The following is a 13109-nucleotide window of genomic DNA, read 5'->3' on the forward strand; positions in this document are numbered from 1 at the left end:
ACGACTCTTTGATGGCCTTGCATGAACGCCCCGACCTCCGATCTCCAGCAGCCCGTACAGACCTATATGCTGGCGCCCTCCAAGCCCAGCCTGGTGCTGCCCGCCGGCAGCTGCGACAGCCATGTGCATGTGTTTGGCCCGGTAGACGCCTTTCCGTATGCCGAGCCGCGCAGCTTCACCCCCGCCGATGCCGGCAAGGACACCTTGTTCGCGCTGCACCGCCATCTGGGCATCAGCCGCTGCGTGATCGTGCAATCGGCCTGCCACGGCTATGACAACCGCGTGGTCGAGGATGCGATTGCCCACGGCGGCGGCCGCTACCTGGGTGTGGCGCTGGTGCCGCTGTCGGTTACGCATGCCGAGCTGCAGCGCCTGGCGGCGGCTGGCTTTCGGGCGATCCGCTTCAACTTCATGAAGCACCTGAACACCGGCGCCTCGGTCGAGGACGTGGTGGCCTTGACGCCGATGCTGGCCGACCTGGGCATGCATCTGCAGATCCATTTTGAGAGCGCACTGATCCACAGCCTGGGCCCTGTGCTGCAGCAATCGGCCTGCCCGGTGGTGATCGACCACATGGGCCGCGTCGATGCCACGCTGGGCCGCGAAGGCGCCGATTTCCAGGCACTGCTGCGGCTTCTGGAGCAGCCGCTGTTTTACGTCAAGGTCAGCGGTATCGACCGTATCGATGCGACACCGCCTTACCAGCACGGCATTGCGCGTGCGCAGGAGCTGGTGGCCCATGTGCCCGACCGCGTGCTCTGGGGCAGTGACTGGCCCCACCCCAACCACACCCATGTGCCCGATGACGGCATGCTGGTCGATGCGCTGGCGCAGTTCAGCCCCAACCCGGCGCATCTGCAGGCCTTGCTGGTGGACAACCCCCAGCGCCTCTACCGCTTTGCTGTCTGAAAAATTCGCGAGGAACCAGCATGCCGATTTTTGATGCCCACACCCCCGTCAACCCGCAAGGCCGTCTGGCCGGCAAGGTGGTCTACATCACCGGCGCCGGGGCCGCAGGCGCTGGCTGGGGCAATGGCCGTGCCACCGCGATCCGCTTTGCGCAGGAAGGCGCGCTGGTGTTTGGCGTGGACCGCAATGCCGAGGCGCTGCGCGAGACCGAAGACAGCATCCGCAGCGCCGGCGGCCAGTTTGTGGCGGGCCACTGCGATGTGATGGATGCGGCGTCGATCGCGGCATCGGTGCAGGCCTGCCAGGCGGCGCTCGGGCGCATCGATGTGCTGGTCAACAACGTGGGCGGCTCGGCCAAGGGCGGACCCGTGGAGATGGACGAAGCGGTCTGGGATGCCCAGCTGGACTACAACCTCAAAAGCGTGTTTCTGTGCTGCAAGGCGGTGCTGCCGCTGATGCAGGCGCAGGGCGCGGGCAGCATCGTCAATATCTCGTCGACCTCGGGCATGCGCTGGACCGGCGCGGCGCAGATTGCCTATGCATCGAGCAAGGCGGCGGTGATCCAGTTTTCCAAGGTGCTGGCCGTGCAGTACGCGCCGCACCGCATCCGCGTGAACACCGTCGTGCCCGGCCAGTTGCACACACCCATGGTCGAGACCCGCTTGGCCGGCCAGCGCGCGGGGGGCGATGTCGAGGCGCTGCTGGCCCAGCGCCAGGCGCGCATTCCGCTGCCCTTCATGGGTGATGGCCGCGACACCGCCAATGCGGCGCTGTTTCTGGCCTGTGACGAATCGCGCTTTGTGACGGGCACCGAGATTGTGGTGGACGGCGGTATGACCGTGCGCTGCGGATAAAGCAAGACTGATCAAGGAGACAAACATGCGATTCCAAGCCTTTCCCTCGGCCCGCCAGTGGCTGCACGCCGCCTTGCTGGGCACCGCGCTGGGCTGCGCCAGCAGCGCGATGGCGCAAAGCGATATGACACGCCTCTTGGTGGCTTTTCCGCCCGGCGGCCCGGTGGACTTCATTGCGCGCAGCATGTCGCAGCAGCTGGCCAAGGAGCTGGGCCACCCGGTGATTGTGGAAAACAAGCCGGGCGCCAACGGCGCGATTGCCGCGGACAGCGTGATCCGCTCCGCACCGGACGGCAAGACCCTGTGGCTCACCAGCGTGGGTGCGGTGGCCATCAACCCTGCGCTCTACCCCAAGCTGAACTACAAGCCCGCCAGCGATCTGGTGCCCGTCTCGCTGGTGGTCAACAACGTGGAGATCATGGTGGTCAACGCGCAGACCAGCTTCAAGGACGGCAAGGACTTTGTGCAGGCCGCCAGCCAGCGCAAGGACAAGCCGATGACGATGGCGTCCTCGGGCACCGGCAGCGTGCCGCATCTGGCGGCCATCCAGCTCAATGAATCGGCCGGCCTGAACCTGATGCATGTGCCCTACAAGGGCGCGGCCCCCGCCATCACCGATCTGATGGCCGGCCATGTCGATGGCTTCTTTGGCGATATTCCCGGCCTGGTGGGCGCCATCGACAGCGGCAAGTTCCGGCCCGTGGGCATTGCTGCTGCCAAGCGCAGCGCCCGCTATCCGAATGTGCCCACGTTTGACGAGCTGGGCTACAAGGGCGTCGATTCGAACAACTGGTATGCGGTGTTTGCGCCCAAGGGCACCAGCGCCCAGGTGGCGGCCAGCCTGAGCCGCGCCATCCATGCAGCCTTGCATGCACCCGATGTGCAGCGCAAGATCGAGGCCTCCGGTGCCGAGGTGGTGGGCTCCAGCCCCGAGGCGCTGGCCCAGCAGCTGGCGACCGACACCGAGAAGTGGACGGCCATCATCCGCCGCAACCGCATCACCCCCGATTGAGATGGAAAGACCGACATGCGCATAGAAGCGATTGAGCCAGGCACCCGCAGTGCGCTGGCGGAGTTGGAGCAACAGATCCAGGCCGAGCGTGGCCGCATCTCGCCGCTCTACCAGGTGCTGCTGCACAGCCCCGCCATTGCCAAGGGCTGGGAGCAGATGCTCTCTGCGGTACGCAACTACAGCAGCATCGATGCCGGGCTGCGCGAGCTGATCATCCTGCGGGTGGCCATGCTCAACCAGGCCGCCTATGAGTTCGATGCCCATGTGCCGCATGCGCTCAAGGCCGGCGTGACGCAGGCTGCCATCGATGCGACGCGCGACACCGGCACCGCTGCCAGCCCGGCCTGGGATGGCCTGCAGCAACTGGCCATTGCGGTGACCGATGCGCTGACCCGCGATCTGCAGGTGCCCGAGCCGCTGTTTGCTCAGGTGGCTGCGCGCTTCAGTGCGCAGGAGCAGGTGGAGCTGTTTGCCACCATCGGCGCCTACAACATGGTGTCGCGCTTCTTGAACGCCTTTGAGATTGGCCACTGATGTCCGCACCCGCCATCGACAGCCTGCTGCTGCGCTGCACGCCGGCGGCGCATGCAACTGCCACCACGCTGGCGCAGGCCGCCCTGGCGCTGCTGCGCCAGGACTTGGCCGATCTGCGTTTGCTACGTGTGGCCCAGCAGCCGCAAGGCACCGCCTATCTGTACTTTGCACTCGGCAGCCCGCAGCCGCTGAGCGCTGATCAAACAGTGCAGGCCGAGCGCCGTTTGCAGAATGCGGGCATCGTCGGCCTGGCAGCTTGCGAGCTATCGCGCCTGCAACTGGTGATGCACTGCACCGGCCCCGCCCTGGGCGAGGCCACACCCGTGCACTATGCCGTCGAAATGGACCCCGAGAGCGGCTGGCAGGACGAGCTGTTTGCCTGGTATGACCAGGAGCATCTGCCCGGTCTGGCCAGCGTGGCGGGCACCGCCCAGGCCTTTCGCTACCTGAACCTGGACCATGGCCCGCTGTCGCTGGCCTGCTATGACCTGGTCGATGCGGAGGTGATGGGCTGCACGGCCTGGCTGGCGGTGCGGGGTACAGATTGGAGCGCGCGGGTGCGGCCGCATTTCACGAATACACGGCGCACGATGTTTGATACGCAGGCGCTGCCTTAGGCGGCCGCCACCGGCGAGCACAGCTCCACCAGGCTGCCATCCGGGCAGCGCACATAGGCCACCACCTGGCCCCAGGGCTTGGTGGTCGGTGCCGCCAAGGCGGTTGCGCCGGCGGCCAGTGCACGTTCGTAGGCCGCAGCGACATCGCCGCTGACCAGTGCAATCTCCACACCCAGCGGCTGGGCCGATTCAGAGGCTGCCACATGGCCGCCGCTGAAATTGGCATGGCCCAGCGCGTGGTCGGCAAAGGCCAAGGTGGTGGCGCCCGTGTCCAGCTCGCCATAGCTGCCCGACGGGTGCAGAAAACGGGTGGCCAGGCCAAAGGCCTGTGAGAAAAAAGCCAGCGATGCCGCAACATCGGGCACGTAGACGATGGTGTAACCGAACTGCAGTGCTTGCATGGTGAATGCCTTATGGAGAACAGATGCTGAACCCTGCGCCAGCTGGCCATGCAGCGCTGGATGCGTGCATGAAGGCAAGCTTTGCAGAGGACTGTTAGCGGCTGCTGCAGGCCTTGCAGGTTTGCAAGGCCAGGCGGTGCAGTGCCTGCCAGCCATTGGCCGGCCACTCGGGCACCTTCAGGCCCTTGACGATGCCATCGACCGCATGGGCCGAGTGCAGCAGGCGGGCGACGGTGGCATCGCTGATGCGGGGCAGCACGCGCTCGAAATGGCGTTCCTTGTTGCCCCAGACGCGGTTCTCGCGCAGGGCCATCGGCATGGGCCGGCCATTGCGCAGCGCGTCCTTGACCCGTTTCATCGCGCGGATGTCTTCGGCCAGCGCCCAGTGCACCAGCACCTCGGCCTCACCTTCGGCCTGCAGGCCGTTGAGCATGCGCTCGGTGCGCAGCACCTGGCCCGACAGCACGGCATCCGAGAGCTTGAACACGTCGTAGCGGGCAACATTCAGCACCGCCTGCTCGACCTGTTCAAAGCCGAGTTCGCCTGCCGGGTAGAGCAGGCCGAGCTTTTGAATTTCCTGGTGGGCGGCGAGCAGGTTGCCCTCGACCCGGTCGGCAAAAAAGGCCAGGGTGCGCTGGCCTTCTTCACCGGCTTTGACATGCTGCTTTTGCTGCTGCAGGCGCTGGGCGATCCAGGCGGGCAGCGCGGCCCGCTCGATGCTGTCGATCTGCACGGTGACACCATGCGACTCCAGTGCGGCAAACCAGGCACCGGTCCTGGTGGCCTTGTCCAGGCGCGGCAGCACCACGATGGTCAGGGTGCTGTCGTTGTCCACGCTGCTGCTGACCAGCTGCTGCAGTGCCGTGCTGCCTTCCTTGCCGGGCTTGCCGCTCGGGATGCGCACTTCGATGATCTGCTTGTCGGCAAACAGGCTCAGGCTGCCACCGGCTGCCAGCACCGCGCTCCAGTCGAAATGGGCACCGGCAACGGTAAAGCTGCTGCGCTCGGTATAGCCGTTGGCGCGCGCGCTGGCGCGGATGGCATCCACGGCCTCTTGCACCAGCAGGGGCTCGTCGCCATGCACGGTGTACAGAGACCGCAGCCCCTTGCCCAGCTGGGCACTCAACTGATTCAACGGCACTTGCATGCTTGGTGGCGCTTCCCGGGCTGCGGGGCCGCAGCGCTTGTCATTCGGTAGGGGTGACGGACTTGACGATGGCCAGGCGGCGTACGATCTGCTGAACGATGTCGGTCTGCATGTTTCGGTAGAGCATTTCCTCTTCGTTGGCCTTGGACAGCGCGTAGGTTTCCAGGTAGCTGATTTCGCGGTACTGCATCAGCTCGGAATCGGGCACATAGAGCCCGCCCTTGGCATCACGCACCCGAAAGCGCGTGATCAGGCGGATCTGCAGCTCGCGCACCTCGCCGGCCGCATTGCGCGAGACGACGACGCGCTCGCGGCGCTGGCCCAGGTCATCGAAGATGGCCTCGGCCTGCGTGGCCTGGGTCGGGTCGCGCAGCACCTGCAGGCTGCCGGCAGCCTCCAGGTGGCGTTGCAGTTCTTTGAGGAAGGCCGAATTGGCGCTGCCGTTCAAATACAGCGATTTGAAGGCGAAATCCACCGATCCGCGCAGTTTGAAGCCGCATGCCGCCAGCAGCGGCACGCTTGCCAGGGCAGTAAGCAGCGTGCGTTTTTGCATGGCGCTTAGACTACCACGTTCACCAGGCGGCCCGGCACGATGATGACTTTCTTGGGCACCGCGCCATTGGCGATTTTCTGGAAGTCTTCATTGGCCAGAGCAGCGGCTTCAATCGTGGCCTTGTCGGCACCGGCGGCCACGATGATCGAGCCGCGCAGCTTGCCGTTGACCTGCAGCATCAGCTCGATTTCGTCCTGCACCAGCGCCTGGGCATCGACCTCGGGCCAGGCGGCATCCAGCAGGCCCCCGAAGGCCTGCTGGTAGCCCAGCGCATCCCACAGCACCTGCGTCAGATGAGGGGTGGCCGGGTAGAGCGCGCGCAGCAAAATGCCAAAGCCCTCGACCAGCGCAGCTCGGCCGCCTTCGCTGTCCACAGCCTTGAAGTCTTCCAGCGCGTTGATCATCTTCATCGCGCCCGACACCACGGTGTTGTACTGCATGCGGCTGTAGTCATAGGCCACCTGCTTGAGCACGGTGTGGATCTCCAGGCGCAGCGCCTTGGCTTCCTTGCCAAAGGCGGCACTGGCAGCGTTGGCTGCCTGTGCACGCGCAGCATCGAACTCAGCCGCATGCAGCTTGCTGCCGAAGTTGTAGACACGGCGCAGGAAGCGGTAGCTGCCTTCGACGGCCGACTCGTTCCACTCCAGGGTCAGCTCGGGCGGCGCGGTGAACATCGTGTAGAGGCGCGCGGTATCGGCGCCGTACTTCTCGATCAGGTCCTGCGGATCGACACCGTTGTTCTTGGACTTGGACATGGTGCCCACGCCCTCGTAGTCGATCGCGGTGCCTTCGGGCAGCAGTCCATCGGCGCTGTCCACGGCCACCTTGAGCTTGGCGCCCACGGCCTTGCCGGTCTCGTCAAACACCTGCTCCACATCCTTGGGCCAGAAGTATTCCTTGCCGCCCTTGGCGGTGCGGCGGCTGTAGATGTGGTTGAGCACCATGCCCTGGGTCAGCAGCTTGGTGAAGGGCTCGTCGACCTTGACCAGGCCCAGGTCACGCATGACCTTGGTCCAGAAGCGGGCGTACAGCAAGTGCAGGATCGCATGCTCGATGCCGCCGATGTACTGGTCCATCGGCATCCAGTAGTCAGCGCCGTCGGCCACCATCTTCTCGCTGTTCTTGGCATCGCAATAGCGCATGAAGTACCAGGACGAATCCACGAAGGTGTCCATCGTGTCGGTCTCGCGGCGGGCCGGCTTGCCGCAGCAAGGGCAGACCACGCCGGCGTGGAAGGCTTCGCTCTTGATCAGCGGGTTGCCGGAGCCATCGGGCACCAGGTCTTGCGGCAGCACGACCGGCAGGTCCTTCTCAGGCACCGGTTGGGCACCGCAGTCTTCGCAGTGGATGATCGGGATCGGCGTGCCCCAGTAGCGCTGGCGGCTCACGCCCCAGTCGCGCAGGCGCCAGGTGGTCTTGAGTTCGCCCAGGCCCTTGGCTTCGAGCGCCTTGGCCACCGCTTGCACGCCTTCCTTGTAGTGCAGGCCATCAAAGGCGCCCGATTCGATGAGGACGCCGCGCTCCTTGTCGCCATACCAGTCATGCCACTGCTGCTTGTCGTAGGGGCCTTCGCCTTCCACGGCGACCACCTGGCGGATCGGCAGGCCGTATTTGTTGGCAAATGCAAAGTCGCGCTCGTCGTGGGCGGGCACGCCCATCACGGCGCCGTCGCCATAGCTCATCAGCACATAGTTGCCGATCCAAACCTCGACCTGCGCGCCGGTGATCGGGTGGGTGACGAACAGGCCCGTGGGCTTGCCTTCCTTTTCCTTGACGGCGAGTTCGGCCTCGGTGGTGCCGCCCTTCTTGCATTCTTCGATGAAGGCGGCCAGCTCGGGGTTGGTGGCGGCGGCATGCAGGGCCAGCGGGTGCTCAGGCGCCACGGCGCAGAAGGTCACGCCCATGATGGTGTCGGCACGCGTCGTGAAGACATACATCTTGCCGTCGCCGATCAAGCTGCCGTCGGCGTTCTTCACGTCATGCGTGAACGCAAAGCGCACGCCGGCGCTCTTGCCGATCCAGTTTTCCTGCATCAGGCGCACCTTGTCGGGCCAGCCGGTCAAGGTTGCCTTGTCGTTGCCCATCTGCACATGGTCCAGCAGCTCTTGCGCGTACTGGGTGATGGCCAGGTAGTAGCCCGGGATCTCGCGCTTTTCCACCAGCGCGCCGGTGCGCCAGCCACGGCCGTCGATCACCTGCTCATTGGCCAGCACGGTCTGGTCCACCGGGTCCCAGTTCACGGTCTGGGTCTTGCGGTAGGCGATGCCCTTTTCCAGCATCTTCAGGAACAGCCACTGGTTCCACTTGTAGTAGTCGGGGTCGCAGGTGGCGACCTCGCGGCTCCAGTCGATCGCCAGACCCATCGCCTGCATCTGCTTTTTCATGTAGGCGATGTTGTCGTAGGTCCACTGCGCAGGCGGCACGCTGTTCTTGATCGCGGCGTTCTCTGCGGGCAGGCCGAAGGCATCCCAGCCCATCGGCATCAGCACGTTGTAGCCCTGCATGCGCAGCTGGCGCGTCAGCATGTCGTTGATCGTGTAGTTGCGCACATGGCCCATGTGCAGCTTGCCGCTGGGGTAGGGCAGCATCGAGCAGGCGTAGAACTTTTTCTTGCCCGCGTCCTCGGACACGCGGTAGGCATCTTGGGCTTGCCACTGGCTTTGCGCGGCGGCTTCTACGTCGGAGTGGTTGTATTTTTCTTGCATGGAACTGGTCAGGAAAAAGCGGCCGCCCACGGGCTTTCCGGGGCGAGGTCAATTGGGCAAAGATTGTAGGCCCATCGCCATAGCCCGTGGATGGCGAGTGCCGCACGCTCGGGTGCGGTTATCCAGTGCATGTAAAAATAAATGGCTACCTCTTCAACGATAGCCAATTCTGTGATGGCGGCGCGCCCTTGGCCGTGCCGGCTGCATCCCCCATTTCTACCCGATTCATCCTCCCCCTCTTTGAAAGGACCTTACCTCGTGACCTGGGAAACCCTGGAAAAATTTGAACCCTGGATGCAAACGGCCGCCGGACTGGCGGCCTTGGTGTTGCTGGCCTATGCGCTGCGCCTGGTGGTGCGCCTGGCCCTGCTGCAGATCGTGCCGCGCTTTCGCGCCAGCCTGGGCGCGGTCTGGCTGCGCACCTTGCTGGACAACCGCATCCTCGTGCGCGTGGCACAGATCGTGCCGTCGCTGGTCGTTCAGACGGGGATTGCCGCGGTGCCGCACCTGCCGGTCATTGCCAGCACGGTGATCCGCAATGTGGCCATTGCCGTGACGGCGCTGCAGGTGGCGCGCCTGCTCTGCGCGATCATGGACAGCATCCAGGAGGCCAATGAGAGCCAGCTGGAGGCCGAACAAAGCACACGCTCGGTCAAAAGCTATGTGCAGCTGGGCAAGATGCTGGTGATGGTGGTCGCGGGCATCGTGATGGTGGCCACGTTGATCGACCGCTCGCCGCTGATTCTGCTCAGCGGCCTGGGTGCCATGTCGGCGGTGCTGATGCTGGTGTTCAAGGACACGATCCTGTCGTTCACCGCCGGCGTGCAATTGGCCAGCAATGACATCCTGCGCGTGGGCGACTGGCTGGAGATGAACCAGGTCGGCGCCGATGGCGCCGTGGTGGACATGGCGCTCAACACCGTCAAGGTGCGCAACTGGGACAACACGATCACCACCATCCCCACCTGGCGTTTGATGAGCGACAGTTTCAAGAACTGGCGCGGCATGTCGGAATCGGGCGGCCGCCGCATCAAGCGGCCCCTGTGCATCGACACCACCTCGGTGCGCTTTCTGACCCGTGCCGAAATCGCCGAGCTGAGCCATATCGCGCTGCTGCGCCCTTACCTGGAAAGCAAGGTCGCCGAGATCACCGCGTACAACCAGGATTTTTCCGCCAAGGCCCCGGACATGGCCGACGAGATCGTCAACCTGCGCCAGCTCACCAATATCGGCACCTACCGCGCCTACTGCAATGCCTACCTGCAGGCCCATCCCAAACTGCGCAAGGACATGACCTTGATGGCCCGCGCGATGGAGCCGACCAACCAGGGCTCGCCGCTGGAGATATACGCCTTTACCGACACCACCGCCTGGCTGGAGTACGAGGCCATCCAGGGCGATATCTTTGACCACCTGATTGCCATCCTGCCGGAGTTCGGCCTGCGTGTGTTCCAGGTGCCCTCGGGCAATGACATGCAGGTGGCGCTGCGCCAGCACGAGGTGCAGGCCCTGCAGCGCTGAGCCTGCCTGTTGCCTAGCGGCGCGTGCCCTGGGCCGGGGCTGGCGCTGGCGCCGGAGACGGCACGTTCGCTACCGCTGCTGGCGGCGGCTCCGGCGCCACGGCCACCGGCTCGTCGGGCTCTGGCACCGGCGCTTCGCTGGCTGCGCTGGTCGCTTCCGGGCTTTGGATGCCCAATGGGCTTTCCCAGATCGAGCGGCCGGGCAGCGGCAGCACCGGCTGGCCATCGGCATCGGCCAGGCCCACCAGCAGCGCGCGGCCATCGGGCAGCACCCGGAAGTCGCCATAGCGGGTCTGCTCGAAATGGCGGCCCTGGCCTTCGGGGAAGAAATAGGCATCGGTCACCAGCACCCACTGGCCCTTGAGGCGTTTGAGCGGCAGGGCCAGTTCGCCTTTTTGCAAGGTGTCGGTAGCGGTCAGCAAGCCCTGGATGGTGGCCACGCCCTGGTCGTCAATGCTGGCCCGTACCAGCTGGCGGGGGCTGACGATGTTCTGGAGCTTTTCACGCATGTCAAAGGGCAGTGCAAAGTTCAGCGCCATATAGTCGCCCTGCATCAGAGAGCGCGGGTCCACCGGGACCAGCGGCACCAGAATGCGCTGGCCATGGGCAATGACCTGCTCCTTGCCGCGCACATCCCAGTTCACGATGCCCAGCGCCAGCACCGCGCCCACGGCCAGACCCACCCATTGCAGGCGGCGCTGTGGCGCTGCTGGCGGCGTGCCTGCGCTTGCATGTGCATCGGCTGCGCGGCGCAACGCCCACAGACAGGCCAGCAGCAGCACGCCAACCAGCGCCAGGCCCAGGCCCTTGGCGGCCAGCGACCAGCCCAGGTGGTAGTAGAACTGGGCCAGCGCGACCAGCGCCAGCAGCGCGCAGAGCACCGCAATGCGCCAGCGCGCCGCCAGCAGGGCGCCCGCTGCCACCAGGCTGACGACGGCCAGACCGGGGCTGAACCACGCGGCCAGCGCCAGCATGGCACCGGCCAGCAGCAGGCTGTGCTCGCCCTGGCGGTTGGTGGTGCCACGGGCGCGCCATTGCCGCGCCAGCATCCAGGTCGACAGCGCCACCACCAGGACGGCCAGTGCGCGCCCGGCAGGGAAGGCCCAGGGGACAAAGTCGCCACTGTGTTCCCAGAAGACCGCCCGGGCCACATAGCCGGAGGCGACATGGCTGATCAGCACACCGACGATGGCCGCATCGGCAAAGGCCGCCCAGCGTGGCTGGGACCAGCGCTGCGCCGCTTGGGCCAGGCGGGCGGGCTCGGCACGCAGCCACAGGCACCAGAGCAGGGCGGGCAGCAGTGCATCGAGCTGCAGCGGCAGCATCGCTGGCAGCCAGGACTGCAGCGCCATCAGGCTGACCACCACGGCCATGCCCCAGCCCAGGCCCATCAGCGACTGGATCCAGCGCATCTGCGCCAGCGCGGCACCCAGCATCAGCACCAGCGCCGATAGCGTGCCAATCAGCAGCATGCCCAGGCGCGAGTCGGCGACATCGCCCAGGTTGACCAGTACCAGCAGCCCGCCTGCGCACCAGAGCACGAGCGCCACGCAGTTGACGAAGGCCTGGCGCGACTGGTGCATCAAGCCACCGGCTGCGGCCAGCAACACCAGGCCCATCACGACGCCGCCGGTGCCGAACACAAAGCGCTCGCCCAGCGCAAATGCCAAAAACACCGCCAGCGGCACCAGGCTGGCCAGTGCGCCCAGCATGGCCAGTGCCAGCACCAGGACGGGCGGCTCCTCCAGATCCGGGGCCGGCGCATCGCCTTGCACCAGGCCTTGCTGGCGGGCCTGGGCCCACCAGCTGGGTTGGGTACGCAGAAAGGACAAAGGACGGATGGCCGCCATCACAGCACCTCCTGGTGGTCGCGTTGCTGGGCGTGCAGGTAGTGCTGCGCGGTGATCAGGGCCTTGACCGAGATGCCCAGGCAGACCATCACGATGACGGCAAAGGCAAGCAGGGCTTCGGTCTCATGCCACTCGAATATCCAGCGGGCGATGAGCGACAGCACCAGGACATTGGCCGCCAACGTGGCCAGGCAGGTGCAGATGAAGTCGCGAAAACGGCTGAACAGCGACACCAGCAGGCTGCCAGCCACCAAGGCAGCACTGAGTGCAAAGGCCGCCACGGTCTGGCGCGTGGCATCGTCAAACAGCTGTACGGTGGCAATCGCCGACCAGGCCGCCAGTGCGCCGCCCAGCGCCAGGCGTTGCGACCACCAGCCCATGCCGCCACGCACCCGCAAGGCCGGCACGCAGTACACCAGCAGCGGTACCAGCGCCAACGCCAGCCAGAGCCCCAGGCGCAGCATCAGCTGCGCAAAGCTGTCGCGGTCGGCGACCAGCACCTGCCAGAGGTCGAGCTTGCCGGTCCAAAAGACGATGGCCGCGGCAGCGATCAGCACCCAGACGGACCAGAGCAGATCGCTGGCGGCCAGTGCCACCCAGACCAGCGCCAGCGCAGCCCAGGCGGCAAACAGCTGCCAGGCATCGGCGCCGGTCTGGTAGGTTTGGCCGACATAGGCCAGCAGACCGCCCAGTACCAGGGTGGCGCAGAACAGGGCGGCCAGCCGCAGGCGTGGCCACAGGCAGGCGGCCAGCACGGACAGCGCCAGCGTGCCTTCAATCAGCCCCAGCTTGAACCAGTGCGACTGCGCCTGCCAGTTGGCCGCCACCCAGAAGATCAGCCCGCTGGCGACCAGCAATGCGCCAACCAGCAGCAAGCCGGCGCGGATCTTGCGGGCCAGATCGGCGGGCGCACCGGCCGAGACGGCCAATGCATACAGCGGCGCCATGCGCGGGTCACCGGACGCCGACTGGGCATTGACCTGGTAGAGGGTGGAGTCCATCCGTGT

12 protein-coding genes are annotated in these 13109 nt (G+C 65.8%); 6 read left to right on the forward strand and 6 right to left on the reverse strand.

The annotated features are described in order from the left end of the window. Positions 1-21: 21 nt before the first annotated feature. Genes MJ205_RS22085 through MJ205_RS22105 form a run of 5 tightly spaced genes read left to right on the forward strand, consistent with a single transcriptional unit; the run spans position 22 to position 3926 of the window. Positions 22-909, forward strand: a complete 888-nt coding sequence (locus MJ205_RS22085; RefSeq protein WP_239810385.1) for an amidohydrolase family protein — start codon at positions 22-24, stop codon at positions 907-909. Between the two features lie 20 nt (positions 910-929). After that, complete coding sequence (locus tag MJ205_RS22090) at positions 930-1763, forward strand: SDR family NAD(P)-dependent oxidoreductase (RefSeq protein ID WP_239810386.1); 834 nt, start codon at positions 930-932, stop codon at positions 1761-1763. Between the two features lie 25 nt (positions 1764-1788). Continuing rightward, complete coding sequence (locus MJ205_RS22095) at positions 1789-2775, forward strand: Bug family tripartite tricarboxylate transporter substrate binding protein (RefSeq protein ID WP_239810387.1); 987 nt, start codon at positions 1789-1791, stop codon at positions 2773-2775. A gap of 15 nt (positions 2776-2790) precedes the next feature. Next, positions 2791-3309 carry a carboxymuconolactone decarboxylase family protein gene (locus tag MJ205_RS22100; RefSeq protein WP_239810388.1) on the forward strand — a complete coding sequence of 173 codons (519 nt, stop codon included), beginning with the start codon at positions 2791-2793 and terminating at the stop codon, positions 3307-3309. Further along, positions 3309-3926: a hypothetical protein gene (locus tag MJ205_RS22105; RefSeq protein WP_239810389.1), complete on the forward strand. Its 618-nt coding sequence runs from the start codon at positions 3309-3311 to the stop codon at positions 3924-3926. Before MJ205_RS22100 ends, MJ205_RS22105 begins: the two co-directional genes overlap by 1 nt. On the opposite strand, the gene MJ205_RS22110 is transcribed toward MJ205_RS22105, so the two are convergent. The 4 genes from MJ205_RS22110 to leuS form a co-directional block, all read right to left on the reverse strand. Beyond that, the gene (locus MJ205_RS22110; RefSeq protein ID WP_239812827.1) at positions 3923-4318 is read right to left on the reverse strand and encodes a VOC family protein; all 396 of its coding nucleotides are present in this window, start codon (positions 4316-4318) and stop codon (positions 3923-3925) included. The genes MJ205_RS22105 and MJ205_RS22110 overlap by 4 nt on opposite strands. A gap of 103 nt (positions 4319-4421) precedes the next feature. Continuing rightward, positions 4422-5474, reverse strand: coding sequence for a DNA polymerase III subunit delta (holA, locus tag MJ205_RS22115; RefSeq protein WP_239810390.1), 1053 nt, complete (start codon positions 5472-5474; stop codon positions 4422-4424). A 40-nt stretch (positions 5475-5514) separates the two neighbouring features. Then, the gene (locus MJ205_RS22120; protein ID WP_239810391.1) at positions 5515-6027 is read right to left on the reverse strand and encodes an LPS-assembly lipoprotein LptE; all 513 of its coding nucleotides are present in this window, start codon (positions 6025-6027) and stop codon (positions 5515-5517) included. Between the two features lie 5 nt (positions 6028-6032). After that, the gene (leuS, locus tag MJ205_RS22125) at positions 6033-8732 is read right to left on the reverse strand and encodes a leucine--tRNA ligase (protein WP_239810392.1); all 2700 of its coding nucleotides are present in this window, start codon (positions 8730-8732) and stop codon (positions 6033-6035) included. A 294-nt stretch (positions 8733-9026) separates the two neighbouring features. Between leuS and MJ205_RS22130 the strand changes: the two genes are divergently transcribed. After that, a complete protein-coding gene (locus tag MJ205_RS22130) occupies positions 9027-10253 on the forward strand; it encodes a mechanosensitive ion channel family protein (RefSeq protein WP_373450923.1) in 1227 nt (408 codons plus the stop codon). Between the two features lie 13 nt (positions 10254-10266). Here MJ205_RS22130 and MJ205_RS22135 read toward each other — a convergent pair whose 3' ends face one another. After that, entirely contained in the window at positions 10267-12102 is a 1836-nt protein-coding gene (locus MJ205_RS22135; RefSeq protein WP_239810394.1) for a GDYXXLXY domain-containing protein, read from the reverse strand. Next, positions 12102-13103, reverse strand: a complete 1002-nt coding sequence (locus MJ205_RS22140) for a DUF2157 domain-containing protein (protein ID WP_239810395.1) — start codon at positions 13101-13103, stop codon at positions 12102-12104. The genes MJ205_RS22135 and MJ205_RS22140 overlap by 1 nt, the downstream gene beginning before the upstream one ends. Positions 13104-13109 lie beyond the last annotated feature (6 nt).

The sequence above is a fragment of the Comamonas sp. B21-038 genome (genome assembly GCF_022387135.1).
GTDB lineage: Bacteria > Pseudomonadota > Gammaproteobacteria > Burkholderiales > Burkholderiaceae_C > Comamonas > Comamonas sediminis.